Genomic DNA, 24608 nt, shown 5'->3' with positions numbered 1-24608 from the left:
GAGGTGCGTCAGCATGATCAGCTATATCGTACAGACATTGATTGTGTGCATTGCCATATACGCATATGAATGGAAGAATTTTCGTTCCGCTAACAATCTAACAAAATGGGCCTTCAGCCTGCTGATTGCAGGAAGTGCTTTTCTATGGATTTATATGAGAGTGAATCCCCTGCTTCCGCGGCTGGGACACCTGTTTAAATATATTCCGTTTTGAACATGACAGAAAGGATGTGCTTTATGGACAAGACCTCTGCATACCAAGGATTATTTTTCGGAGCTCTGTATACGTTAGCGGTCGGATTAAAGCATGCTCCGATTCTCATGATCGAATCAGCAAAACAAAATGCCTGGCACAGCTACATCCTCGGCGTTGTCATCGTGATTCCGGCACTCTGGCTCATGCATAGGCTGATGAAAAAGCATCAGGATAAAAATATCTATGAGCTGCTGAGCGATTCCTCACCAATCGCAGGACGGATTATCATTTTACTGTTTTCTTTGTATTTCCTGTTAATCAATGCTCATGATTTACGTTTTTTCATCAATTTGATTAACATTTTATTTCTCCCGAGAACACCAATGGCTGTTCTTGGCGGTGTTATTATCTTTGTGGCGATCTGTATTGCCAGAGAGGGAAAAGAAACATTGACCAGAATGGCGCAGATATTCCTATTTCCATTCGGCATCCTGGTCTTGTTCCTTCCATTTACGCTGGCCACACAAATTGAGCTTCAAAACTTGACGCCTGTTTTTGAAGGTCTAATCCCATACCTTCAATCAGGCTATTACGCGTTTGGGACAATGGGGGAATTGATTATCCTTCCGCTTCTCTTCTCAAACCGGAGTGTCCCGCTAAAATACACCATTTTCGCAATACTGTTGGGCGCTTTATTGCTGGCCGTGATGTTATTTTCTTCAATTTCTGTCTTTGGTCCCAACCTGACATCTACTTTCTTTGATCCTGCTTATATGGTCATCAGGCAGATCCGCATTACGGATTTTCTGGATCGCTCAGACCTGATCATCGCGGCCTTTTGGATTCCGGTCATTATGGTGAAGATAGCAGGTTCCCTATATATCGTGGTATACGGCCTTTCGTTTTTACACTCAAAAATCGACCCGAAAGCCATGTATACACCAACCGGCATGTTCTCAGTCGTATGCGGCTTTTGGTTCTTTTTAAATACAAATCAGCTAATCGACTTTAACAGAATCAAACCAATCATTAATGTAGTGATTTCTCTTTTGCTGCCTTTACTCATTTATTTGATCATAAAAAGCAAAGCGTTGTTCGGCGCCAAAGCTAAACACTAGGAATTTTTAGCTTCTTTTGTTTGATAAACAGGATTCTGTTTTGTTTTTCTTATATCTTTCAAATAGTACTGTTCAGATGTAAAGAATTCGGTGTACAGCGCTTTTACCTTTCTGCTCAATAACAACAGCGCAATCACATTTGGAACGAGAATAAAAGCCAATGCTAAGTCCAAAAAGCCCCAAATGGCTTTTGCTCCGCCTGCGGCACCAATGATAATAGCCGCTAAATAAACGAATTTGATTACGTGTCCTGCCAGCCGCCCGAACAGAAATTCAGCTTGCTTTACGCCGTAAAAAATGACAACCATAATGGTTGATACGACAAAGAAGACTAGGGAAACCGAAACGAAGTACCCTCCGCCAGAACCGAAATAATGCTGAAATGCAGCCGTCGTCAGTGCTGCCGGGTCATTTGAGGCGTTCTTCCCTGTCCAGACACCAGATGCAAGAACGACAAAAGCGGTGGTCGTGCAGATGATCAAGGTGTCAATGACAATGCCGATCACAGACCAAAACCCTTGCCGCACAGGATGATCAGTCATTGCTGCCGCATGTGCAATCGGGGCTGTTCCCATTCCGGCTTCATTAGAATAAAGCCCGCGGGCAAATCCCCAGCGAACGGTTTCCGCCAACGCAGCACCTGCGAACCCTCCAACTGCTGAAGAAGAGGTAAACGCATTTGAAAAGACGAGAGAGAAAAACGCCGGCACTGATGATAGATTCATGAGAACAATCAGGAGACCGGCACCCGCGTATGCCCCTGCCATAAGAGGCACGACAAACTCTGTTACTTTTCCGATCCGCTTTACCCCTCCTATCACCACTAACCCAATCAAAAATGCAATTCCGATTCCTGCGTATATTTTATTGAAAGAAAACGTCTCGGCAAGCGAGACTGAAACCGAATTTCCCTGAACCATAATGCTGGGGATCAGCTCCACAATCAGCGCAACAGAGAAGAATACGCCGAGCCATTTCATGCGCAGCCCTTTTGTTATGTAATACATCGGTCCCCCGACGTATTCACCCTGCTCATTTTTTTCTCTGTAATGAACAGCAAGAACACTTTCAGAAAACTTAATCGCCATGGCAAATAAGGCAATAAGCCACATCCAAAAAACCGCTCCTGGTCCTCCAAACATAATAGCGGCGGGCACACCGACAATGTTCGCTGCACCGATCGTTGAACTGAGGGCTGAGGTCAATGCCTGAAGCGGTGTGACTGTGCCCTCTCCCTTCGGCTTTTTTCCTACGCTGCCGATTGTCTGTTTGAAAATGTATAAAGGATAGCGAAATTGAAAACCTTTCAGCAAAATAGTGAAATACACCCCCGTCCCCGTCAGCAGGATGATCAGCGGCGGCCCCCACAGCCAATCAGATATATGCTCTATCCATACCAATAGTCGTTCCATCCCATCACCCTTTTTTCGTTTATGGGTCATTTCCCATAGATGGAAAAACATAAACCTTTTGACATAGAACTTGGAACATAAAAAGGATGGCTTTTATCAATCGCCATCCTGCAGACAAGACAAATCAGCTGGAAGAAGGTCTGTTTCGTCCAAGCCGGTCATATACTTTATTCTTATAAAAAGCGGATGCTGGCTTTGAAAACATGCCTTTTTTGTCGACAAGCTTATCAAGCAGCAATTGCTTTTCAGATTTTTTTCTGATTAATTGCTCGCGTTCTTTTTCGTCATAGCACTTTTCGATTAAATGGTCGATGGTCATAAGCTCTTTTTTGAGCGCGCCCTCGTCCTCTGCCATTCCCGCGTTTTTCAAAATACGATAGCCCATGCGCAGCGATTCCGGCAAGTGTGCCGCGTCATCCTTCGGCAGCGGCTTCCCCATTCCCGGGAGGTTTTGAAAGTCCCCGTCTTTGATGGCGCGCTTAATTTTATCTTCAGACACAATATGGGAAAAATCCATCATTTCACCTCTTTTTATCTATACCTTATATTTTATCATACAATTATCAATGTACCATTTTATTCCTTTATTTCTAGAAAGATACCTTATTTTACATTTGGTAATATCAAAGCGAAACGTTGATTCGACGGCGTTTTTCGCCACTTTCTCCATCATACGATTTTCACTTTTCTAATCTGCTGATTCGTGTTATATTGGATACGTTCGTTTTTTCTATCGTTTCGCTCGAACTGGATCGGAAAAAAGGAGTGTAACAATGAAAACATTTATAAAAGAAAGAGGACTGGCCTTCTTCTTAATTGCGGTCGTCCTGTTATGGATCAAAACGTATGTCGGTTATGTCCTGAACTTCAACTTAGGAATAGACAACACGATACAAAAAATATTGCTTTTTGTGAATCCTCTTAGCTCAAGCTTGTTCTTTCTTGGCTTTGGACTCTTGTTCAAGAAAAAATTACAGCAGACAGCCATTATAGTGATTCATTTTTTAATGTCTTTTTTACTGTACGCCAACATTGTGTACTACAGATTTTTCAATGATTTTATTACAATTCCGGTCATTATGCAGGCTAAAACAAACGGCGGCCAACTCGGTGACAGCGCATTTTCGCTGATGAGACCGACTGACGCCTTTTACTTTATCGATACGATCATCCTGATCATCTTGGCGATCAAAGTAAACAAGCCTGCCGAAACGTCAAGCAAAAAATCGTTCCGAATTATTTTTGCGTCTTCAATTCTTGTGTTCTTGATCAACCTGGCAGTTGCGGAATCAGACCGTCCTGAATTGCTGACAAGATCATTCGACCGGAACTATCTTGTGAAATACTTGGGAACATACAATTTCACGATTTATGACGCTGTACAGAATATCAAGTCCAACAGCCAGCGCGCGCTTGCCGATTCCAGCGACGTGACGGAAGTAGAAAACTACATGAAAGCCAATTACGATGTGCCGAATAACGTGTATTTCGGCAAAGCGGAAGGAAAAAACGTCATTTACGTTTCACTTGAATCTTTGCAGTCATTTATCATCGACTATAAAATTGACGGCAAAGAAGTGACACCGTTCTTAAATAAACTGGCACATGATAACGAAACGTTCTACTTTGATAACTTTTTCCACCAAACGGGACAAGGTAAAACATCGGATGCTGAATTTATGATGGAAAACTCTCTGTACCCGCTGGCTCAAGGTTCAGTTTTCGTAAACAAAGCGCAAAACACGCTGCAATCCGTTCCGGCGATTCTGAAGTCTAAGAATTACACATCTGCTACTTTCCACGGGAACACGCAGACGTTCTGGAACCGTAACGAAATGTACAAAGCGGAAGGCATTGATAAATTCTTTGATTCTGCTTACTATGACATGAACGAAGAAAACACGAAAAACTACGGCATGAAAGACAAACCGTTCTTTAAAGAATCAATGCCGCTGCTGGAAAGCCTGCCGCAGCCGTTCTATACGAAGTTCATTACCCTGTCTAACCACTTCCCATTCGGAATGGATGAGGGGGATACAGACTTCCCGGCTGGAGACTTTGGTGACTCTGTCGTCGATAACTACTTCCAGTCAGCCCATTACCTTGATCAGTCCATTGAACAATTCTTCAATGATCTGAAAAAAGACGGGTTATATGATAAATCGATTATTGTGATGTACGGAGACCACTACGGCATCTCTGAAAACCACAATAAAGCGATGGCGAAAGTGCTTGGCAAGGATGAAATCACTGATTACGACAACGCCCAGCTTCAACGGGTGCCGCTCTTTATCCACGCTGCCGGCGTGAAGGGCGAGAAAGTTCATAAATATGCCGGAGACGTTGATGTGGCTCCTACCATTCTGCATCTGCTCGGAGTGGATACGAAGGACTATCTGATGTCCGGTTCTGATATTTTATCGAAAGAACACCGTGAAGTGATTCCGTTCCGCAACGGAGACTTTATTTCACCGAAGTACACGAAAATATCCGGTAAGTATTACGACACGAAAACCGGAAAAGAACTCGATGAATCCGAAGTCGACAAGTCAGAAGACTCGCTCGTCAAGAAGGAACTTGAAATGTCCGATAAAATCATAAACGGAGACCTGCTGCGGTTCTACGAGCCGAAAGGTTTTAAGAAGGTGAATCCTTCCGATTATGATTACACAAAACATGGCGAAGATTCTTCCGAAACGTCAACGGATAACGAAGATAAATAAGAAAAAGCGGAGAGGTTGCCCTCTCCGCTTTTTTTATTTGACAGCAGCTCTCAATTCTTCCGCCGCAAATTCCACATTCGGGCCAATAATGACTTGAACCGATTGCCCGCCCGATTTGACAACCCCTTTTGCGCCTGCTTTCTTTAGCAGCGCTTCATCCACCAAAGCGGTATCCTTCACAGTCAGTCGCAGCCTTGTGGCGCAATGATCAATGGTTTGAAGGTTTTCTTTTCCGCCGAGCCCTTTCAGCATGATGTTTTCATTTACATCCTGAACAGTATTTTCATCCAGCACTTCATCCACATCATCGTCTTCCCGTCCAGGCGTTTTTAAATTCAAAGCCTTAATCAGTACATAAAACACGATAAAGTATACTGCCGCATAGCATATACCTACCAAAAGCAGAAGCAGCGGTTTTTCTGCGATTCCATAGCTGAGCACATAATCGATAGCACCGGCTGAAAAAGAGAAGCCTGAGCGGATGCCGAGCCAGTTGACGATAAATAAAGATAACCCAGTTAAGACCGCGTGAACAGCGTATAAAAGCGGAGATAAAAACATAAATGCAAACTCAATCGGCTCCGTAATCCCTGTGATAAACGCCGTTAAAGCAAACCCAATCATCATTCCAGCCGTCGCTTTCCGTTTAGACGACTTCGCAGTCACAACCATAGCCAGACACGCCGCCGGAAGACCGAACATCATGATTGGGAAGAATCCGGTCATATATGTGCCCGCTGTCGGATCTTTCGCGAAAAAGCGCGCCAGATCCCCTGTCACTCCGTTATATTCTCCGAATTGGAACCAGAAAATATTGTTCAGCACATGGTGAAGGCCAAGCGGAATTAACAGCCTGTTGAATAGGCCGAATATGCCTGCCCCGATACCGCCGAGCCCGAGCATCCACTCTCCAAACGAGTTTATACACGATTGAATCGGCGGCCAGACGACTCCGAATATGCCCGCTAAAATGATCGTAATAATGGCTGTTATAATCGGCACAAGCCGTCTGCCGCTGAAGAATCCGAGATATTCAGGCAGCTTGGTATCCTTGAAGCGGTTATAGGTGTAACCGGCAATTAAACCGGCAATAATTCCCCCAAACACCGCCATGTTATTTGTTTTATCAATTGTCTTTGTTGCCGCGTCAAGCATCAGATACGATATCGCCCCTGATAAACCCGCGGCCCCATTGCTGTCTTTTGAAATGCCGATGGCAATTCCGATCGCAAAAATAAGCGGCAGATGATCAAAAACCGCCGTCCCCGCCTGATAGACAAACGGGATATTAAATACATCCTCTCTGCCAAGCGCAAGGATAATTCCAACCGCAGGCAGAACCGCAATCGGGAGCATAAATGACTTCCCGAGTTTTTGTAAAAATGAAAGCATACCCATCCCCCTCATACCCTTTTTTTTCAAATATACCATATAAGATATCTAGTGATCTATACCAATTTTCCCGGGGGTATTTCTTTTTTCCCAGGTCCGTGTGTTTCCTATTTTTAAGACAGTTGTGGTAAGCTTAATCTAGATTATTTAAAAAGAAAGCGGGAATGACAGATGATTGTAACAAACGATCAAGAATTAGAAAGCCTGAAAAAAATCGGAAGAATCGTCGCGCTTGCGCGTGAAGAAATGAAGCGGAAGGCAGAGCCCGGCATGAGCACAAAAGACCTTGACCTTATCGGAAAAGCTGTGCTTGATGAGCACGGCGCCGTTTCAGCTCCTGAGAAGGAATATGATTTTCCAGGCGTGACATGCATCAGCGTAAATGATGAAGTGGCTCACGGCATACCAAGCACATCCAAAATTTTAAAAACAGGGGACCTTGTCAACATCGACATCTCCGCTGAATTTGGCGGCTTCTATTCCGACACAGGCATCTCATTTGTGCTCGGTGAAGGAGAAGAACGCCTTCATAAGCTTTGCCAATGCGCGGAAAACGCTTTTCAAAAGGGGCTTCAGCAGGCAAAAGCGGGCAAGCGCCAAAACCAGATCGGAAGAGCCGTTTATCATGAAGCACGCTCTCAAGGCTTTACCGTCATCAAAACCCTGACCGGCCACGGAATCGGCCGAAGCCTGCATGAAGCGCCGAACCACATCATGAACTATTATGATCCGTTTGATAACGCACTGTTCAAAAATGGCACAGTCATCGCGCTTGAACCGTTTATTTCAACGAAAGCAGAAACGATTGTTGAAGCTGGAGACGGCTGGACGTTCAAGACGCCGGATAAAAGCATGGTTGCCCAAGTTGAACACACGATCGTCATCACAAAAGATGAACCGATTATCTTGACGAAACTGTAGAACACATTCCGGACTTCCGGCAGGTTTAACCTCCTCCAATAGCAGGTAAAACATCATTATTCTGCACGAGGAGGTCTTGCAATGAACAGAGATCAAGAAAAAATCCAAATTGAAAACGAAATGAACGCGATGCATGGCACAATAAAAGAAGACATTTTAAAAGACTTTGAAGAATTTAAAGGCTACCTGAAAAAACAAGTCAACCGAGGCAAAAAGCTTGGATTGAATGACGGCAAGCTTGTAAAAAGCGCTGCGATCCTGGGAGACTACCTCGCAAAGCATGAAGAGCCGCAAAACGGTGAAGAAATGCTGCTGCAAGAGCTTTGGAGCGTTGCGGACGAAGATGAGAAAGAACATTTGGCACAGCTTCTGGTCAAATTGGTTGATAAACAATAAAACATGAGCCGGGCGATATGCGCCCGGCTTTCTTGATATTGTCACAGCCCGGCTCTATTCAGATATGCTACACTACTATTATGTCTGTGAAAGGAGCCTTTATCTGCATGTGGTTTATTATTTTCGGCATCATTTTTTTCATTGAAGGCATCATTATGACCGTTTACGGCGTTAAGAAAAAAAACGGGATGCTCACATATATCGGCATTGTTTTCGCCATTATGACATTTGGCGTTGTCATGATCAAACTAACCGGCCATTAAATCATATTCGGCTTTTGCTCCGCATATACATACAGAAGAACATTCGTACATCTAGTGCGAAAGGCTCAGTTTTCCCCGCATCTCTTTTCAGCATCTTTTTATAGATGTTACAATGCCAATCGTTTCGAAATCAGATAGGGAAAGGAGTTTTCTGACATGCATTACGGCAGTAAAGGCTGGTATGTGGCAGAACTAAAAAAGCAGGGGATCACGCACCATGAGGGAAGAAAGCTTCAAAGCTATAAAACCTATTTTCTTGCCAACCTGCTTGAAACAAAGAAAAAACAATCCTGACATGGTGAAGCCGCGCACGTTTAGATGCGCGGCTTTTTTATTGAATCGAAAGCAGCCTGTCCCGTTTTTTGATAAAGGAAGATCTCCAGCTTTCAGACAATGCTTCTTCACTTAACATCCGTTCAATGGCAGTGAGATTTTTTGTGTCATGGTATTTGATATGGTTTGCGAATTGGACGGATATGCCTTTTTCGCCTCTGGACAGCAGTTCGAGCTTTGCATCCGGAGCGACCCTGCCCTCTTCCAGCACGCGAAAATAAAATCCTGTATATCCGGTTTGCTGAACTTTCAGCACCATATCCTTCACACCAAACTTTTTGGCCAGTTTTATACACGGCTGACGCGGCTGGCTGACCTGAACAACGGCATCATCCAGCTGAAAGACATCTCCTACGCAAACGTCCTCCTCAGTCAGGCCTTGCACCGTGAGATTTTCACCAAACGCGGCGTCCGGGAGCGATCTGGAGAGAAACTCCGTCCAAAACGGATAGTGCTCCGCGGGATAGACACAGACAGCCTTATCAGGTCCGCCGTGGTTGACGAGGTCCGCCTGTCCGTCTCCTTCAAAATTCTCCCGATACAGCATGACGGCTGATTCAGCCGGCCGCTTCATGATGCCGGTTTCGATTTTCTTTCCGTCATATTCGAGCGTCTGCGGTTTTCCCAGATTAAGAGAAAGAACTGAATAGCGCTCTGGTTTCATACAAACACATCCCCTTTACAGGTTGTAAAATGATTGATTATCATAAAAAGAAAAGGTGGTTTTTACATGCTTCAATACCGAATCATTGTAAACGGCCGGGTTCAAGGTGTGGGCTTTCGCTATTTTGTTCAAATGGAAGCTGATAAGCGAAAACTGGCCGGCTGGGTCAAAAACCGTGATGACGGGCGTGTCGAGATTTTGGCAGAGGGTCCGGAAAACGCCCTGCAATCGTTTGTTGAGGCTGTAAAGAACGGAAGCCCTTTCTCAAAGGTTACCGACATCTCTGTGACTGAATCCCGCAGCCTTGAAGGCCATCAGCGATTTTCTATTGTTTACTCATAAGGCTTATCTTGATAAAAGTAATTCGGCTTAACGATTGAGTTATCATAGGATCGGTGGAAGATATGAGTGGCAGCGGGTGAAATTGGCGGAATCAGCCACGTCCAATCCCCCGTCAGCTTTCTGCCCGCTTCTTCCTCCTGTTCTTCAAACCGTTTAAACTGGCTTGCCGCTGTATGATGGTCAACGATGCTGACACCCTGCTTTTTATACGAGTACAGCACAGCTTTATTCAATTCAACTAGCGCTTGATCCTTCCATAAATCCGTATTGTAATCAGCGGCGATGCCGATCACGGACGCTACTTTTTTGAGCTTGTCGTACCGCTTTTCATCTGCGAGGTTTCTCGCTCCGATCTCCGTGCCCATATACCAGCCGTTAAATGGCGCGGCATTATAATGAATGCCCCCGACCTCAAGCTTCATATCAGAGATGATAGGCACGCCGTACCACTTCAGCTCCAAATCAGAAAACGCCTCGATGTCCGGATGTGTGATTGGAACCTCGATCACAAGTGAACGCGGCAGCTCATACCAGACAGGCTGTTTGTCGCCTTTCATGCGAAAAATGAGCGGCAGAAGGTCAAAATCCGTTCGTTCTCCGCGCCAACCGAGCTCTTCGCAGGCTGCTGTCAAGGAACAGGAAGCCGGGTCTCCGATTCTTTCTCCGTCTGACTCATATCCAGCGTACCGGATCAGTTGATGATTCCAGATCTCGACTTGCTTTTCACCCTTCTCTTCCGGAGGGAAAATCGTAATGGTCGGTCTGATTTTCCCGTTATTGGTGGCGGTTTCAATATGGTGAAAGAGGGCATCACGCACCTCCTCCTTCGTCCGGACGTCTCGTCTGTCGATAACATTCAGCGAATTCCAGAACAATCTGCCGATGCAGCGGTTGCTGTTTCTCCAAGCCATTTTCGCTCCGTGCTCCAGCTCTTCCTTCGTATGTACATAGCTTCCGGTCAGGTCAATTTCGCTTTTAATGTCCTCGAGACGGTCTTTCACTTCCTCCTCCTTTCCCAATTCCTGATAGCATGCGGCAATAAACTCTTTCGCTTCGTTCCAGAGTATTTCTTTTTCTTCCAACAAACTCTCCCCTTCACATCACTTCATGCTTTTCATTGTATCGTTTTTAAGCGGCAAGACAAATGATTTTTCTGCAACTTCCTGGAAAACAATAAAAAACACCCGCGTGGTGCGGGTGTCAAATAGACGATAACCGATTTGCCAATTCAGTTAAGTCACTTCGAAAGTTTTTGCCGGTCATCGGTATGCCGTGCCCGGTCAATAACGCTTCCGGTTCAAGACCGGCCAGCTTTAGAATGGACTCCGCGGCCGTCTCTGTGTCAGGCGTGAAATAAGCCGGCGGACCGTGAAGCTCCTGTTTTTGTATCAAGACGTCAGCCATTTTCTCCTGTTCCACTGTAATAACAGCATCACCTGCCACAAGCACGCGGCCGTCATCGCGGAATAACGAAATATGGCCCGGCGTGTGTCCTGGTGTCGCAATCCACATCCACTCGTCAAGAAAGGGGACTGAACCGTCTTCCGGCAGTGCCTGGACATGTGAGGAAATATCGATGGAGTGCCGCGGAAACAGCGGCGACAGCTTGGCGACCAGCCCGCTCTTGCTGTCAGGACGAGCCGGAGGATAATCTTCTTTACCTGTTACATAGGGCATTTCCCGAGAATGGACATAAACAGGTACATCCCAATGTTCAAGGATCTCTTCGATTGCCCCAATATGGTCAAAGTGCCCGTGTGTGAGGATAATCGCCTTCAGCTGAAACCCTTCACCGAATCTTTGTTTGGCTTCATTGACAATCATGCCGGCTGATTGAGGCATGCCGGCATCAATTAAAACAAATGAGTGAGGTTCAGAAGGCAGCTGAATAAAATAAACATTCGCAATTTGCACAGTCAGGCCGTGCACACCTTTTGCCGCTTCGAACCCCGTTCCGCTTCTGACTGAAGTCAGCGGCATATAAGGATCACTCATAATGACACCTCCGGAATGTTGTATGCCGTTAGTGTGTGTCATTACGCCTGAATTATCATACGGAAATAGAGATCGCACCGATCAATAGAGCGATAGCCGTCATGACGATCACTGCGAGAACCGCCCATTTCAATGCGAATTTTTGATGGTCATCAATAGAAACTCCGACGAGTCCGACAAGCAAATGAGTGGATGGCACAAGCGGACTCAGCATATGAATCGGCTGGCCGATAATAGAGGCTCTGGCAATTTCCACTTTATCCACACCGTATGCGACAGCTGTTTCTGATAAAATCGGCAGCACCCCGTAGAAATACGCGTCATTCGGCATCAAGAATGTGAAAATGCCGCTTGTTAAAGCAACAATCGCCGGGATCAATCCGCCCATTTGTTCCGGTATCATGGACACGAGCGAGATCGCCATTTCATCAACCATTTTCGTGCCTGTCAAAATCCCCGTGAACACCCCCGCGGCAAAAATCATTGAACCGATAGCCAGCACGTTGCTGGAATGCGCCGCGATGCGCTGCCTCTGATGCTCGAGATTGGGATAATTCACAATCAGCGCAATACAAAACGCAATGACAAACAGTACGGTTAAACTGACTTTACCCGATACTAAACATCCTATTAAAGAAAGCGTTAACAATAAATTGAACCACCAAAGCTTCGGCCGCTTCCACTCATCTTCAACCGCAGCAGCCGGTTCATTGGCATTGGCCGGCTGTTTCAGTTCAATCACACCAAGGCGCTTTCGTTCCGCTTTTCCAAGCACATACGCAACCGCCACCATACAAAGCATCCCGCTTGCAATGACAGGAATCATCGGCCCTGTAAGCTCAGCTGGATCAACCCCCAGCGCACTCGCCGCCCTCGGCGTCGCACCACCCCATGGAATTGTGTTCATGATTCCCATGCCGACTCCCGCGATTCCCGCCAAGATAATTGGCCGGATGCCTAGCAGCAAATAGAGCGGAAGCATGGCGCTTGTCGTAATCATGTACGTTGTCGAGCCATCTCCGTCCAAGGCGACGAGCATTGTAAGAACCGCTGTCCCGACAACAATTTTTAAAGGGTCTCCTTTGACCATGCTTAAAATTTTGCCAACCATCGGATCAAACAGGCCTGTATCAATCATAATTCCAAAATATAAGATCGCAAACATAATCATGACCGCAGTCGGCGCGACTTGCTGAATCCCCGAAATCATCATGTCCCCAACTTCAGTAAATCCAAATCCGGCGATAAGCGCAAACACAATCGGCGTCAAAACCAATGCTGTTAAAACAGAAAGCCGTTTTGTCATGATCAATGCCATAAACACAAGCATCATGAGAAAGCCTAAGATTGCTAACACATCCATTCCCCCTTAATGAATCCGCTTACATTTTTCTCCCTTACTCCCCTTTTTGTCTTGCCTTTTTGCCATCGTATGGGAAAACAAATCGCAAGTAAATAATTTGGTTTTTTTGTATTTTTAATTTTTTAAAACCGTTTTGTTCTTTTTGATCAATTTTCGGCATGAAAAAAATCCCGGGATGCCGGGATCTTAATTTCCTGTCATGATGCTTTGATAAAAAGCAGATTGCTCTTCTAAAAACCGTTTCGTTTCCCTGCTGTTTAAATAAAAGCTTTCCCAGTCCTGTTCGTTTATTTTCCGCTTCCATTCAGGTGAAGAGGTGACCTCCTTTAGCGCTTGATCCCAGTAAGAAATCTCTTCCTCAGACATATTTTTCGGGCCCAAAATCCCTCTCCAATGAGAAAAAACAAACGGGATTCCCTGCTCCTTCCACGTCGGTACATTTGGAAAACCGGGAAGTCTTTTATCAGACGTTACAGCGGCTAACGTGATATCGCCGTTTCGTTCATATGGTTTCGCTTCAGAAAGTGTCATGGAAGCCGCTTCTATCTCATGTCTGATCAGCGCCTGAATGAGCTGTTCACTGCTGTCATACTGTGAGAATTGAATGTCAAACGCGTCAATGCCGTACATATCTGCCGCTCTGACGAACGAGAGCTGATCATCATTGCCAAACCCCGGGGCAAAGCCGATTCTCACCTTGCCAGGATGCATGTTGATCTCATTCAGCACATCCTTGCCATTTGTTAACGCTGATCCTTTTGGCAATGCAACCGTCTGCCATTCCTTGGAGAGAATGGCGAGCGGCGTAAAATCGGCCATTTTTAATTTACTTTGCCCGAGAAGATCATTGCTCAATATTAGGCTGGACGTCATGCTGATGGTTTGTTTGCTGCTTTTGTTGACATATTTCCAGCCTTTCTCTCCCCCGCCGCCGGATTTATAGACGATATGAACATCACCCTTCACGATCTGCTTCTGCCTCAAAACTGATTGGATCGCCTGCGCTGTGACATCCCAACCGCCAGAAGGTTCGGCAGGGACGACAATTTCTATCGGCCCGTCCGGCAGGCGCGGCGCAGCCGCCTGCCTGATATCACCCTGCATAAAGATCAATAGAATAATCAATAGGATTATAGATTTTTTCATATCTAATCCGCCGCCAAATAATATTTTCTCTCCGGCCTGCCGATAATCCCGTATTCAAGCTCGGCTCTTGCTTCTTCCTTTGACACAAGGTACTCGGCATAACGGCGGGCAGTTGTTCGTGACGCCCCCATTTTTTCCCCAAGTTCCTCCGCTGTCAATCCTTCTGACGCAGTCTGAAGCGCTTCCTTAATTTTTCGCAGTGTAATCGAATTAATGCCAGTCGGCAAATCCTCTGCCGGCAAAGCTGTCTTCACACCGTTCCCAAAAATATGGTCGATCATGGATTGGCTGACCTCCGGCTGAGACATGAGCAGCTTCCTTTTTTCTTTATACTGAAGCAGCACCTGCCTGAACTTGTCAGCCGTTACGGGTTTGATCAAATAGTGGGCAATCCCCGCTCTTAGCGCTTCCTGCAAATGCCGGGTTTCTGTTGCCGCTGTGATAATCATAATGTCCACTTCAGGAAATCGGCTTCGTATATCAGGAATCAACGCGGTCCCAAGCTCGTCCGGCATATAAATATCCAGCAGAAGCAAATCAGCCTTGTGTTCCTTCAAAAGCGCCAATGTCTCTTTTGCGTTAGCCGCCTTGCCGATAATCTTGAATCCATCAAGCTGTTTAATCAATCTCTCATGGATCTGCGCAACTCGAAAATCATCCTCCGCAATCGCGATGTGAATCAAATGGATTCCCCCTTTGTTTCTCCTTCGGTATAAACACAGTGAATACCGCCCCGCCAGTTTTTTGATTCGCCAGTTCGATCCAGCCGCCCAGTTCACGCACTGAGTCTTTCACATTGGCCAGACCGTAGCCTCTCCTCATCCCCTTTGAAGAATAGCCTCTCTCAAACACTTCTTCCATCTTATCTGGCGGCACACCGGGCCCTGTGTCTGATACTTCAATGACAATGTCATGGCCCATATCCGTGATAAAAAACAAAACTTCCTTCACGCTTTGCTCCGCTACAGCTTCGAAAGCGTTATCAATTAAATTGCCGATAATTGTAATAAGATGGGACAAGCCGATATGTGCAGGAAGAGGCGCGAGTGAGCTGTTCTCATCAATCATCAGCTTGACCTTCTTTTCCGATGCCTTGCTTATTTTCCCTAACAAAATGGCCTGAACCTGCTGCGAATGGATGTTATGGAATAAAAGATCATGCTGTTCATTTTGTATCGCATATTCCTCTTTAATCAGATCAATGGCTTCATCATACTCCCCAAGTTCAAGCAGCCCTAAAATCGCATAAAGCTTATTTGAAAATTCATGAGTCTGCGCCCTGAGATCCTCAGAATATTTGCGAACCTCAGTCAATGTGTCGATCAGCTTCTTCAGCTCTGTTTTCTCCCTGAAGCTGACGACAATCCCATATGCCTGCCCGCCTTGATTCATCACTTTCGTATTGATAATAAACACTTGATCGTTGACGCTTACCTCTTGGTTCGGCAGCATTTCTCCTTGTTCAAGCACAGACATCAGCCCTGCTCCCGGCATGACGTCATCTATAGGAAGATGGATCACAGGCTCGGGCAGCTTCAGCATCTCGGCCGCCGATACGTTCATCATGGTGACGACGCCTTCACGATTGGTGGCAATAATCCCTTCTCGAATCGCGAAAAGCATTGCGTTCCTCTCACGATATAGAGCCGCGATCTCATGCGGTTCAAGCCCAAGCGTATCCTTTCTGATGCTTTTCGCCAGCACGGCGGCGCCAATAAATCCGAGCAGCAACACAAGCACAGCAATCACACTCAAATTTCTCAAATGCTTTTTGATGCTTTGCTCTGTCTCCGTTTGCAGAAAATCAACAGATACGCTGCCGATCACTTGGCTGTATCCCTTTTGTTCTTTTATAATCGGCGCGCTCCCTCTGATCACTCTTCGTCCATCCGCTTTTGTTTCAGAAACATGCGAACCGCCAAACAAAATTTCTCTGCTGCGCTCCAGTTTCTTTAATCCGCTTTTTCCAGAGGCGCTGCGAATGTCTCCTTTTTCGTCCAAAACATAAATGGCAAACGCGCCAGTCTGTTCTTTCATTTGTTCAATGACCTCTTGCGTCTCAGCCGCATGTCCGCCTTTTCTCTCAATGAGCTCTTTAACCGGCGGCATATAGGAAATGGTTCTCGCCGTTTGAACCGCCAGCTGCTCTGCCTGTCTCCGTTCTCCCTGTGTATGCTGAACGGCTAACGTAATAGTCAGCACACCAATGACAAAGACCAGCAGAGCCGCAATCAGCCCCATTATTTTTGTTTGCAGGGAAAAATGGAACCGCTTTTTCACCACAGCACCAGCCGTCCTTTCTACCTAGATCATATCATTTTTATAGGGAATTTTCTCATTTTTCAAAATCCGTTTTCTTACGAAGGAGTGAAAATAAAAAAAAGGCAGACCGCGTCTGCCTTTTTCTTTCTACCATATTCCTAGTACTTTCCACCATAATCCGCCGATCACAAGCCATACGATGATATGAACAATCGACAGAATAAATCCGATGGACCACCATTTGCCTTGCGGGATGTAGCCTGCTCCGAAGAAGACCGGAGCCGCTCCAGAACCGTAGTGAGTCGTTGACCCGAACAGGTTGCTGATGAACGCGAGGCTCAGCGCTGCTAAAAGCGGCGGTGCGCCCGCTGCCACGACGACAGCCAAAAATGCTGAATACATCGCACTGATGTGGGCTGTCGCACTTGCAAAGAAATAGTGAGAGTAATAATACACAACAATTAAAATGATGAATGCCACAATCCAAGAGAACCCTGATACGGATGATTTCATGGCATTACTGAACCAAGACACCATGCCTAATTCATTCAAGAAGTTGGCGAGCATGACAAGCGCCGCAAACCAAGTGAGCGTATCCCAAGCGCCCTGTTCTTTCTTGATATCATCCCAAGTCAGAACCTGTGATAATAAGAGAACGGACAAACCGATCAATGCGGTTGTGGTTGCGTCGATGTTGAAGCTGCCGCCAAAAATCCACAGCACAAGCACCAAAAGAAACACGATAACCATGGAAAGCTCTGATTTTTTGAATGGTCCCATTTCTTTCAGTTTTTCTGTTGCGATTTTCGCCGCATCCGGTGTTTCTTTGATTTCCGGCGGATACAGCTTGTAAATCACAAGCGGCGTGATGATTAAGCTTACAAGTCCCGGTACAATCGCGGCAATTGCCCAGCTTGTCCATGTTAAGTCCACCCCTGCGACATCATGGGCCAGCTTGGCAATCAGCGGGTTCGCCGCCATCGCTGTCAGGAACATAGCAGATGTGATCAGATTCCCCTGAAAACCGGTTTTTAATAAGAATGCACCGATTTTTCTCTCTGTTCCATTTGCCGGGCTTGATCCGAATGTTTCGGATAATGATCTGATAATAGGAAATATAATGCCTCCTGCACGCGCCGTATTACTTGGAATAGCAGGTGAAAGTATTAAATCACTGAATAGCAGTGAATAAGAAAGTCTAAGGGTTTTTTTCCCGAATTTCTGAACGAATACATACGAAATTCTCGCACCGAGCCCGGTTTTGATAAATCCCCGGGAAATAAAGAATGCGATAACGATAAGCCAAATGGTCTTATTCCCGAATCCGCTTAATGTATCCTCAATTGATAGTGTTCCAGTTAGTGCAGTAACCGCCAATGCAAAAATTGCAATTGCACCCATTGGCAAGGGCTTGGAGATAAAGCCGATAATTGTCGCGACAAAAATCGCAAACAAATGCCAAGCTTTAGGTTCAAGTCCGGACGGAGCGGGAATAAACCAGATGATTAGTCCCACAGCGACAGTAATAAGCAATGGAACAAGCTTTACTGCTGACTGTTTTCCTGCGTCTTTTTCTGAAGCCATAAATAGGTCTCCTCCTATATACTTGTTTTCCGATCCCCTTTTCCATTCTACTCCTTAACTAAGTTAATAAACATTTTAATTAATTAAAAAACACAAAGGTTAGCACCCTTTGTGTTTTTCACTTTCTTAATTTAATTTACCCGCACCCGCTTGATTTATAACATTTGATTTCACATTAGCAGAAGCATCAATCGATCCATGCAGAGACGGCGTCCAGCCGACAGAAGAGCTCAGCCCGTTTGCAGCCGATGCGTTGATCTGTGTGCCGTTCAGCAACGTGCCGGAGTCATATAAAGCCGTTCCCCCGCTGAATACGCTGATCGTTTTAGCAGCTGACAGTCCCGGTACGTCAATGACATTGTTTTGGGCATAGATTTTAGATGACTTTCCGATTCCCCATGCATAGCTGAAAGGATAACTTGAAGAGCTTGTGCTTCCTTCATAATAGTTGTTGTATACGTGCACTTGCCCGAAGCGGACTCTCGGCGCGCGCTGGACAATATTTTTATAGCGGTTATGATGCAGCGTAATTTTTAATTTGCCGTCATCGGAGGTTTTGCTGTCACTTGATCCGAAAATGGAGCTTTTATCATGATCGTGATAATAGTTGTAAGACATCGTGATATAGTTAGCACCGTTGGAAGCATCCGTTTGGCCGTCATGGTGCTGATATTTTCTTCCATAATATTTCGGCGATGTGCTGTCCGGACGCGAACCGTCATTAAATGTACAGTGATCAATCCAGATGTGTGTGCCGCCGTTTATCGTGATGTTGTCGTATTGTGAGTTCCAGTTCCCTGAGCTTCCGTCAGTCGGATCCCATTGCGGAAAATAGTCATAGGCATCCTGGAATTCAATGTTGCGAATAATAACGTTATCACTCTTGATTTGGAAGTTTCCGCCCACGACTTTAGCGTTAGTCCCTGAACCGACGATCGTCGTGTTTGCAGGAATATCCACCATGACCCGTGCTTTTTGGTTTTTCTGAGAGCGTGCTCTCGCTTCTTCTTGTGTTCCCGACGGCTCTTTTTTGCCCCATGTGCTAGGATCATAGGCTTTCAAATATTTGTCCAAATCATACTCCGGATCTTTATAGTCATTTAGACCAAGCGGCTTCAGATTGTCATCCACGTTCATGTCAATCGTTCCCTTGATATAAATGATTTTTGGCGTTGTGTTCGTTTCCTTCCCTAATGCCGAGACAAGCTGGTTTCTGTTGCTGACGGTATACACATTTGAGGACGATGCTTTTGATCCGCCTGTCGTGCCGGTCGAGTACGCGCCCCATCCATCATTGGATCCCAACGTCTGGTGGCCTAAATCAGCTGCGTTCGCGCCAGCTGGAGTCAATCCTAAAAACAAAGCCGTAGCTAACATCACTTTTTTCATCCACTATGTACCCCCATTTTCTATTTTGTGAGATTTTATTCCAATTTATCACAAAAATATAATAGCAAATTGAGGGACATTCAGAACCGAAAATGTTCCGCTATCCTATTGCGGCATTCTGCAAAATGTCACCGCAAAGACCGCAAAAAAACCAAAAGGCCGTCATAGCCTTTTGGTTTTTTCCTTGCTTTATGCCCAAGCTTTCACTTTTTCGTTATCTGTCACAAAGAGAAGCACTTTTCCTTCATCTAATCGTTTTTCAAATTGAGCGGCTTCATCTTCAGAAAAACCGATTTCGTGAATTTTATTGCGGAGCTCATCTCCTTTTTTATTGAAGATATTTCCCACCGCGTGCTTGAAACCTGTTTCTTTGGCTCCGATCGTATTGGCATTCGTGTTGTCTGCCAGGCGTTCCGTTCTGTCATCGTCGTGAGCTAAGACGTATACATCCTCTTTCGCAACACCCATTTTCTGTAATTCCTCTACATCCTTCATGAGCTGTTCGTCATTTGTATACTCTTTTACAACTGGTTTCATGTCGATATTCCTCCTTCATGTTTTCTATATTTCTTTCATACCCGATCGTCTGTACCTGAAACAGATTCCAGAACATTAAAGAGAAAAACAGGAGGAATGGTAGTAGCTATTTGTTTTCCGTCCATGGTAAAGTGATAGGAACGGGACCTATTTTCAGAAAAATCAAAATTAAAGAGAAGCCGCTGCACGGAGCACACGACCATGAAATGCTGCCTTTATCCGTACGAGCAGGAGGTATGTCTAATGCAATACTTTTCACCAGAACAGCAATACAATGCTTGGATTGTGAGTGATTTAGTCAAACAGATTTTCCATAAGCGTGCCGGATGTTCACCAGGAATTCACGAGCTTGCGGTTTTTGCCGAGGAACATTTTCATATCGATATCGACTTTGTTTTCTCGATTATCATGAATATCGGCGACATTGAATTTGCACTAACAGATGAAATAGAAAAGAAATTGTCCGGTTATCTCAGCACTCTCCTTCCTTATGTCACTGCTGATATGTTCGAAACCTCTAAAGCCAACGCCCATGCGTTTTTGTCTCGAAGACACGGTAACGCTGCATACCACTTATTTGTGTCTGATGATGCTTTCATGAGAAAGCAGTAAAAAACGCAGCTTTCTTTACTAAAAAAATATTGACATGATAAGCCATGCTATTATAGTGTTACATGTGATAATGATTCTCATTACTAAATCTAAAAAAAGGAAGAATGACATGCGCACCTATTCTAACAAGTTGATTGCCATCATGAGTGTTTTATTGCTCGCCTGCCTCATTGTATCCGGCTGTTCATCAAACCAGAATAACAACGGAAGCGGCGAAAGCAAGTCTAAGGATTCCAGAGTGATCCATGACGAAGAAGGAAAAACGACAGTAAGCGGCACACCTAAGCGGGTGGTGGTGCTTGAGCTTTCATTCTTGGATGCCGTTCACAATCTCGGCATTACGCCGGTGGGCATCGCCGATGACAACAAAAAAGATATGATTAAAAAGCTTGTCGGCAGCTCCATTGATTACACATCTGTAGGCACACGCAGCGAACCCAATCTTGAGGTCATCAGTTCCTTGAAGCCTGATTTAATCATCGCTGACGCTGAGCGCCATAAAAACATTTATAAACAGCTGAAACAAATCGCCCCGACGATTGAATTAAAAAGCCGTGAAGCGACATATGACGAAACGATCGACAGCTTTACGACCATTGCTAAAGCATTAAATAAAGAAGATGAAGGAAAAGAAAAGCTTGCTGAGCACAAAAAAGTCATCAACGATCTAAAAGCCGAACTTCCGAAAGATGAAAACCGCAACATCGTTCTCGGCGTTGCAAGAGCGGATTCCTTCCAGCTTCATACATCATCATCCTATGACGGAGAAATCTTTAAAATGCTAGGCTTTACACACGCTGTGAAGTCAGATAACGCCTATCAAGAGGTCAGCCTCGAGCAATTGAGCAAAATCGATCCTGATATTTTGTTCATCTCAGCCAACGAAGGCAAAACCATTGTAGACGAGTGGAAAACGAACCCGCTCTGGAAAAATCTCAAAGCGGTGAAAAATGGACAAGTCTATGATGCGGACCGTGACACTTGGACAAGATTCAGAGGCATCAAGTCTAGTGAAACAAGCGCCAAAGATGTGCTTAAAAAAGTGTATAATAAATAGGACAAATGAGAAGCGAGGGGAAATCCTTGCTTCTTCGTTTTTGCAACCAGACGCAGTAAGGAAGTGAGACTGTTGTATCATTCAGCCAAACGGCGCTCATCATCAAGACTGATGATGTTCATCATTGCACTGATTATTTTTATATTTGGGCTTGGGCTGAATCTTTCAGTAGGAGCCTCAGACATCGGCATCATAGATTCATTGAAATATCTTTTTGTATGGGACGGTTCAAAGGAACAGCTCATCATCTCTACTCTTCGCCTTCCCCGCACATTAATCGGCGTTTTTGTCGGCGCCAGCCTAGCTGTAGCAGGGGCGCTGATGCAGGCTATGACCAGAAATCCTCTGGCTTCACCCCAAATTTTCGGTGTGAATGCGGGTGCATCGCTTTTTGTCGTTGCTTCTCTCGTCATTCTGCCGGCATCGCCCTATTCATCTGTTATATTCGCTTTTGCGGGTGCGGCAGCAGGCGGCGCGATTGTATATATGATTGCCTCATCCGGCGGAATGACACCTGTCAAGCTGGCGCTGTCAGGAATGGCCGTGCACTTGTTCCTTTCCTCTATGACACAGGCCATCATTATTTTAAATGAGTCAGGTGAGGATGTTCTGTACTGGATGACAGGCGCAATCGACGGCAGCAACTGGCAGGACGTCATAACCATCGCTCCGTTTTCTGTCATTGGCATCGGGCTTGCCCTCGTATTTTCCGGTTCTGTTTCTGTTCTCGGTCTCGGAGACGAAACAGCAAAAGGGCTTGGACAAAATATGAACGGCATCCGGATTCTGATCAGTTTGATTATTTTAATCCTTTCCGGCGCTTCCGTAGCCGTCGCCGGGCCGATTGGCTTTGTCGGGCTGCTCGTCCCGCATATTGTCCGCAAGCTGATCGGAGAACATTATCAATACGTGCTTCCGTTTTCGGCACTGTTCGGTGCCATTTTGCTGGTGTACGCAGATGTTCTGGCCAGATGGATTGCATTTCCTTATGAATCACCGGTCGGCATTGTCACCGCGATTATCGGAACGCCGTTTTTCTTATATTTGGCAAGGAAAGGGCGACATCTGAAATGAAGAAAACAACCAGAAAACAAAAACGCCCCTTGCTGGCGATACTCATATTGGCCGTGATTTTGATCGTTCTGTCCGTCATCAGCATTGGAATCGGTGCATTATACATTTCACCTGATGCGGTAGTGACGAATCTGCTGGGACTGGATCATTCCTTTGAATTTATCATCCAGCAATATCGTCTGCCCCGCATCATATTAGCGATTTTGGCCGGAGCTGGGCTTGCCGCTGCCGGAGCGATTTTACAGGGTGTGATCCGAAATCCGCTCGCTTCCCCGGACGTTGTCGGCATTTCAAAAGGCTCCGGACTTGCGGCGATGGCTGTGATTCTCATCTTTCCTGAGTCGCCGGTATACGTGCTTCCGTTCTCCGCATTTGCCGGAGCCGCCATTATTGCTGTACTATTATTAATGATAGCCCGAAAAAAGAGCATTCAGCCCTCTTCACTGGCTTTATCAGGCATTGCCTTAGGCGCGGTCTGCCACGCCGGAATGCAATATATGATGGTCAAGTTTCCGGGCGACGTGAATGCTGCACTCATTTGGCTGACAGGCAGCCTCTGGGGAAGAAACTGGGAAGAAGTCAAGCTGCTTGCGCCATGGCTTTTGATTCTTTTTCCGATCGTCTGCATTCTCATACCGAAGCTGGATCTTATGTCACTCGGTGATGAGCTTGCGCAGGGTCTCGGGGAAAACGCAAACCGGCTGAGATTCATTCTGATTTTCATCGCGGTGGCGCTGGCGGGAAGCTGTGTAGCCGTCGTCGGCTCAATCGGTTTTATCGGCTTGCTTGCTCCGCATATCGCCAGACGGCTTACCGGAGAAAAAGCTAAATATTTACTGCCTGCATCGGCATTGATTGGTGCTATTATATTATTAATTGCAGATACGTTAGGGCGTGGCATCATGCCTCCGGTTGAAATACCTGCCGGAATACTGACAGCCGTGATCGGCGCGCCTTATTTCTTATATTTATTGAAATTCGAAGCGAGGAAACAGTAGGGAGAGGATACCATGGGAAAACTGGCTGCAGACCAGCTCACTCTTTCATATGACAGTACAGTGATTATTGACGGAGTCGACTTAAAGATAGAAGAAGGAAAAATCACTGCGCTCATCGGCGCTAATGGCTGCGGTAAATCAACAATCCTCAAATCGCTCGCCAGGCTGATGGCTCCGAAAAGCGGTACAGTGCTACTAGAAGGAAAAGACATCCACCGCCAGCCATCAAAAGAAGTCGCAAAAAAACTGGCCATTCTTCCACAATCTCCTCAGGCTCCTGAAGGATTGACGGTAGAGGAATTATGCTATTTTGGCAGACATCCTCACAAAAAGCTGTTATCCAAGCATACCCAAGAGGATCATGACATGGTAGAGTGGGCGCTGGAAGCAACGGGCATGATTGAACTGAAGGATCGGACACTTGATGCCCTCTCAGGCGGCCAAAGACAAAGAGCCTGGATTTCCATGGCACTTGCACAAGGCACTGATTTGCTTTTGCTTGATGAGCCGACCACGTATTTAGACATCTCACACCAGATTGAAGTACTTGAACTGCTGAAAAAGCTGAACCGCGACCATGGCCGCACTGTTGTCATGGTGCTCCATGATTTAAACCAAGCTGCTCAATATGCTGACTATCTAATCAGTGTGCTGGACGGAAAAATATACAACGCCGGAACACCGGAAGATGTGTTCACCCAGCCATTTTTCCGTGAAGTCTTCGGCTTGGAATGCTGCATCATGAGAAGCCCGATCGACCAGAAGCCAATGTGCCTGCCGACGGGACTGTGTCCGAAATTACGGGCGAAATGAAAAGGAGAGGAGCCCCCT

Annotated in this window: 28 protein-coding genes; 13 read left to right on the top strand and 15 right to left on the bottom strand. The window is 45.8% G+C overall.

Translation table 11 applies throughout. The features are described 5' to 3' along the window. Window positions 1-13 precede the first annotated feature (13 nt). Both NYE49_RS04230 and NYE49_RS04225 read left to right on the top strand, forming a co-directional pair. Window positions 14-214: a hypothetical protein gene (locus NYE49_RS04230; protein WP_003233686.1), complete on the top strand. Its 201-nt coding sequence runs from the start codon at window positions 14-16 to the stop codon at window positions 212-214. Window positions 215-237: 23 nt separating this feature from the next. Continuing rightward, entirely contained in the window at window positions 238-1314 is a 1077-nt protein-coding gene (locus NYE49_RS04225) for an endospore germination permease (protein ID WP_015383092.1), read from the top strand. On the opposite strand, the gene NYE49_RS04220 is transcribed toward NYE49_RS04225, so the two are convergent. The 3 genes from NYE49_RS04220 to NYE49_RS04210 all read right to left on the bottom strand — a co-directional run bounded on the left by NYE49_RS04220 (window position 1311) and on the right by NYE49_RS04210 (window position 3399). Beyond that, window positions 1311-2726, bottom strand: a complete 1416-nt coding sequence (locus tag NYE49_RS04220) for a sodium:alanine symporter family protein (RefSeq protein WP_047182276.1) — start codon at window positions 2724-2726, stop codon at window positions 1311-1313. The two genes, NYE49_RS04225 and NYE49_RS04220, sit on opposite strands and share 4 nt — an antisense overlap. A gap of 124 nt (window positions 2727-2850) precedes the next feature. Then, window positions 2851-3243: a DUF1992 domain-containing protein gene (locus tag NYE49_RS04215; RefSeq protein ID WP_003233692.1), complete on the bottom strand. Its 393-nt coding sequence runs from the start codon at window positions 3241-3243 to the stop codon at window positions 2851-2853. Between the two features lie 18 nt (window positions 3244-3261). After that, window positions 3262-3399 (bottom strand): hypothetical protein, encoded by a 138-nt coding sequence (locus NYE49_RS04210; RefSeq protein ID WP_080344169.1) that lies wholly within the window; start codon window positions 3397-3399, stop codon window positions 3262-3264. A gap of 100 nt (window positions 3400-3499) precedes the next feature. Between NYE49_RS04210 and ltaS the strand changes: the two genes are divergently transcribed. After that, window positions 3500-5449 (top strand): lipoteichoic acid synthase, encoded by a 1950-nt coding sequence (gene ltaS / locus NYE49_RS04205; protein ID WP_015383091.1) that lies wholly within the window; start codon window positions 3500-3502, stop codon window positions 5447-5449. A gap of 33 nt (window positions 5450-5482) precedes the next feature. On the opposite strand, the gene nagE is transcribed toward ltaS, so the two are convergent. Then, a complete protein-coding gene (gene nagE / locus NYE49_RS04200) occupies window positions 5483-6841 on the bottom strand; it encodes an N-acetylglucosamine-specific PTS transporter subunit IIBC (RefSeq protein WP_047182275.1) in 1359 nt (452 codons plus the stop codon). A gap of 171 nt (window positions 6842-7012) precedes the next feature. Here nagE and map point away from each other — a divergent pair, with 171 nt between their 5' ends. The 4 genes from map (at window position 7013) to NYE49_RS04180 (ending at window position 8715) form a co-directional block, all read left to right on the top strand. Next, window positions 7013-7762, top strand: coding sequence for a type I methionyl aminopeptidase (gene map, locus NYE49_RS04195; RefSeq protein ID WP_047182274.1), 750 nt, complete (start codon window positions 7013-7015; stop codon window positions 7760-7762). An 81-nt stretch (window positions 7763-7843) separates the two neighbouring features. Then, window positions 7844-8158: a DUF3243 domain-containing protein gene (locus tag NYE49_RS04190; protein WP_015383089.1), complete on the top strand. Its 315-nt coding sequence runs from the start codon at window positions 7844-7846 to the stop codon at window positions 8156-8158. Between the two features lie 107 nt (window positions 8159-8265). After that, entirely contained in the window at window positions 8266-8421 is a 156-nt protein-coding gene (locus NYE49_RS04185; protein ID WP_003244572.1) for a hypothetical protein, read from the top strand. A 156-nt stretch (window positions 8422-8577) separates the two neighbouring features. Continuing rightward, a complete protein-coding gene (locus tag NYE49_RS04180) occupies window positions 8578-8715 on the top strand; it encodes a YflJ family protein (RefSeq protein ID WP_003239885.1) in 138 nt (45 codons plus the stop codon). A gap of 37 nt (window positions 8716-8752) precedes the next feature. On the opposite strand, the gene NYE49_RS04175 is transcribed toward NYE49_RS04180, so the two are convergent. Continuing rightward, the gene (locus NYE49_RS04175; RefSeq protein WP_342410952.1) at window positions 8753-9418 is read right to left on the bottom strand and encodes an MOSC domain-containing protein; all 666 of its coding nucleotides are present in this window, start codon (window positions 9416-9418) and stop codon (window positions 8753-8755) included. 66 nt (window positions 9419-9484) lie between these two features. Between NYE49_RS04175 and NYE49_RS04170 the strand changes: the two genes are divergently transcribed. Next, a complete protein-coding gene (locus NYE49_RS04170) occupies window positions 9485-9760 on the top strand; it encodes an acylphosphatase (RefSeq protein ID WP_015383088.1) in 276 nt (91 codons plus the stop codon). Here NYE49_RS04170 and nosA read toward each other — a convergent pair. The 10 genes from nosA to NYE49_RS04120 form a co-directional block, all read right to left on the bottom strand. Further along, window positions 9751-10842, bottom strand: a complete 1092-nt coding sequence (gene nosA / locus NYE49_RS04165) for a nitric oxide synthase (RefSeq protein ID WP_047182272.1) — start codon at window positions 10840-10842, stop codon at window positions 9751-9753. The genes NYE49_RS04170 and nosA overlap by 10 nt on opposite strands. Window positions 10843-10960: 118 nt before the next feature. Continuing rightward, complete coding sequence (locus tag NYE49_RS04160; RefSeq protein ID WP_015383086.1) at window positions 10961-11755, bottom strand: MBL fold metallo-hydrolase; 795 nt, start codon at window positions 11753-11755, stop codon at window positions 10961-10963. 55 nt (window positions 11756-11810) lie between these two features. Further along, complete coding sequence (gene citM, locus NYE49_RS04155; RefSeq protein ID WP_003242978.1) at window positions 11811-13112, bottom strand: citrate transporter CitM; 1302 nt, start codon at window positions 13110-13112, stop codon at window positions 11811-11813. 40 nt (window positions 13113-13152) lie between these two features. Next, on the bottom strand, window positions 13153-13278 hold the full coding sequence (locus NYE49_RS04150) for a hypothetical protein (RefSeq protein WP_015383084.1): 126 nt from the start codon (window positions 13276-13278) through the stop codon (window positions 13153-13155). A gap of 26 nt (window positions 13279-13304) precedes the next feature. Beyond that, complete coding sequence (locus NYE49_RS04145; RefSeq protein ID WP_342410951.1) at window positions 13305-14264, bottom strand: tripartite tricarboxylate transporter substrate binding protein; 960 nt, start codon at window positions 14262-14264, stop codon at window positions 13305-13307. A 2-nt stretch (window positions 14265-14266) separates the two neighbouring features. After that, window positions 14267-14947, bottom strand: coding sequence for a two-component response regulator CitT (gene citT, locus NYE49_RS04140; RefSeq protein ID WP_003242754.1), 681 nt, complete (start codon window positions 14945-14947; stop codon window positions 14267-14269). Next, window positions 14919-16547: a two-component sensor histidine kinase CitS gene (gene yflR, locus NYE49_RS04135; RefSeq protein ID WP_047182270.1), complete on the bottom strand. Its 1629-nt coding sequence runs from the start codon at window positions 16545-16547 to the stop codon at window positions 14919-14921. Before yflR ends, citT begins: the two co-directional genes overlap by 29 nt. 126 nt (window positions 16548-16673) lie before the next feature. Then, window positions 16674-18110: an anion permease gene (locus NYE49_RS04130; RefSeq protein ID WP_047182269.1), complete on the bottom strand. Its 1437-nt coding sequence runs from the start codon at window positions 18108-18110 to the stop codon at window positions 16674-16676. Between the two features lie 126 nt (window positions 18111-18236). Continuing rightward, complete coding sequence (locus tag NYE49_RS04125; protein WP_003244025.1) at window positions 18237-19499, bottom strand: pectate lyase; 1263 nt, start codon at window positions 19497-19499, stop codon at window positions 18237-18239. A gap of 189 nt (window positions 19500-19688) precedes the next feature. Continuing rightward, complete coding sequence (locus NYE49_RS04120) at window positions 19689-20036, bottom strand: general stress protein (RefSeq protein WP_003233729.1); 348 nt, start codon at window positions 20034-20036, stop codon at window positions 19689-19691. Window positions 20037-20279: 243 nt separating this feature from the next. Here NYE49_RS04120 and NYE49_RS04115 point away from each other — a divergent pair, with 243 nt between their 5' ends. The 5 genes from NYE49_RS04115 to yfmF all read left to right on the top strand — a co-directional run bounded on the left by NYE49_RS04115 (window position 20280) and on the right by yfmF (window position 24590). After that, window positions 20280-20648, top strand: coding sequence for a YfmB family protein (locus tag NYE49_RS04115; protein ID WP_003233730.1), 369 nt, complete (start codon window positions 20280-20282; stop codon window positions 20646-20648). A gap of 109 nt (window positions 20649-20757) precedes the next feature. Further along, window positions 20758-21705 (top strand): Fe(3+)-citrate ABC transporter substrate-binding protein YfmC, encoded by a 948-nt coding sequence (yfmC, locus tag NYE49_RS04110; protein ID WP_047182268.1) that lies wholly within the window; start codon window positions 20758-20760, stop codon window positions 21703-21705. A gap of 72 nt (window positions 21706-21777) precedes the next feature. Beyond that, complete coding sequence (fecD, locus tag NYE49_RS04105) at window positions 21778-22779, top strand: Fe(3+) dicitrate ABC transporter permease FecD (RefSeq protein WP_015482945.1); 1002 nt, start codon at window positions 21778-21780, stop codon at window positions 22777-22779. Next, window positions 22776-23777: a Fe(3+)-citrate ABC transporter permease YfmE gene (gene yfmE, locus NYE49_RS04100; RefSeq protein WP_047182267.1), complete on the top strand. Its 1002-nt coding sequence runs from the start codon at window positions 22776-22778 to the stop codon at window positions 23775-23777. The genes fecD and yfmE overlap by 4 nt, the downstream gene beginning before the upstream one ends. 12 nt (window positions 23778-23789) lie before the next feature. Continuing rightward, window positions 23790-24590 carry a Fe(3+)-citrate ABC transporter ATP-binding protein YfmF gene (gene yfmF / locus NYE49_RS04095; RefSeq protein ID WP_003233737.1) on the top strand — a complete coding sequence of 267 codons (801 nt, stop codon included), beginning with the start codon at window positions 23790-23792 and terminating at the stop codon, window positions 24588-24590. Window positions 24591-24608 lie beyond the last annotated feature (18 nt).

The organism is Bacillus sp. FSL L8-0358, from assembly GCF_038593095.1.
In the GTDB taxonomy this organism is placed as follows: domain Bacteria; phylum Bacillota; class Bacilli; order Bacillales; family Bacillaceae; genus Bacillus; species Bacillus subtilis.
This window is presented reverse-complemented; position numbering and strand designations above follow the sequence as displayed.

Bases quoted from the DNA above. Each gene is read 5' to 3' on its own strand.
- NYE49_RS04150 (WP_015383084.1), bottom strand. From the start codon at position 13,278: ATGCCGAAAATTGATCAAAAAGAACAAAACGGTTTTAAAAAATTAAAA.
- NYE49_RS04115 (WP_003233730.1), top strand. From the start codon at position 20,280: ATGCAATACTTTTCACCAGAACAGCAATACAATGCTTGGATTGTGAGT.
- NYE49_RS04180 (WP_003239885.1), top strand. From the start codon at position 8,578: ATGCATTACGGCAGTAAAGGCTGGTATGTGGCAGAACTAAAAAAGCAG.
- NYE49_RS04130 (WP_047182269.1), bottom strand. From the start codon at position 18,110: ATGGCTTCAGAAAAAGACGCAGGAAAACAGTCAGCAGTAAAGCTTGTT.
- yfmC (WP_047182268.1), top strand. From the start codon at position 20,758: ATGCGCACCTATTCTAACAAGTTGATTGCCATCATGAGTGTTTTATTG.
- map (WP_047182274.1), top strand. From the start codon at position 7,013: ATGATTGTAACAAACGATCAAGAATTAGAAAGCCTGAAAAAAATCGGA.
- NYE49_RS04210 (WP_080344169.1), bottom strand. From the start codon at position 3,399: ATGATGGAGAAAGTGGCGAAAAACGCCGTCGAATCAACGTTTCGCTTT.
- ltaS (WP_015383091.1), top strand. From the start codon at position 3,500: ATGAAAACATTTATAAAAGAAAGAGGACTGGCCTTCTTCTTAATTGCG.
- NYE49_RS04220 (WP_047182276.1), bottom strand. From the start codon at position 2,726: ATGGAACGACTATTGGTATGGATAGAGCATATATCTGATTGGCTGTGG.
- NYE49_RS04190 (WP_015383089.1), top strand. From the start codon at position 7,844: ATGAACAGAGATCAAGAAAAAATCCAAATTGAAAACGAAATGAACGCG.
- NYE49_RS04170 (WP_015383088.1), top strand. From the start codon at position 9,485: ATGCTTCAATACCGAATCATTGTAAACGGCCGGGTTCAAGGTGTGGGC.
- NYE49_RS04175 (WP_342410952.1), bottom strand. From the start codon at position 9,418: ATGAAACCAGAGCGCTATTCAGTTCTTTCTCTTAATCTGGGAAAACCG.
- NYE49_RS04145 (WP_342410951.1), bottom strand. From the start codon at position 14,264: ATGAAAAAATCTATAATCCTATTGATTATTCTATTGATCTTTATGCAG.
- NYE49_RS04225 (WP_015383092.1), top strand. From the start codon at position 238: ATGGACAAGACCTCTGCATACCAAGGATTATTTTTCGGAGCTCTGTAT.
- NYE49_RS04120 (WP_003233729.1), bottom strand. From the start codon at position 20,036: ATGAAACCAGTTGTAAAAGAGTATACAAATGACGAACAGCTCATGAAG.
- NYE49_RS04185 (WP_003244572.1), top strand. From the start codon at position 8,266: ATGTGGTTTATTATTTTCGGCATCATTTTTTTCATTGAAGGCATCATT.
- yfmF (WP_003233737.1), top strand. From the start codon at position 23,790: ATGGGAAAACTGGCTGCAGACCAGCTCACTCTTTCATATGACAGTACA.
- NYE49_RS04215 (WP_003233692.1), bottom strand. From the start codon at position 3,243: ATGGATTTTTCCCATATTGTGTCTGAAGATAAAATTAAGCGCGCCATC.
- yfmE (WP_047182267.1), top strand. From the start codon at position 22,776: ATGAAGAAAACAACCAGAAAACAAAAACGCCCCTTGCTGGCGATACTC.
- NYE49_RS04160 (WP_015383086.1), bottom strand. From the start codon at position 11,755: ATGAGTGATCCTTATATGCCGCTGACTTCAGTCAGAAGCGGAACGGGG.
- NYE49_RS04125 (WP_003244025.1), bottom strand. From the start codon at position 19,499: ATGAAAAAAGTGATGTTAGCTACGGCTTTGTTTTTAGGATTGACTCCA.
- nagE (WP_047182275.1), bottom strand. From the start codon at position 6,841: ATGCTTTCATTTTTACAAAAACTCGGGAAGTCATTTATGCTCCCGATT.
- NYE49_RS04230 (WP_003233686.1), top strand. From the start codon at position 14: ATGATCAGCTATATCGTACAGACATTGATTGTGTGCATTGCCATATAC.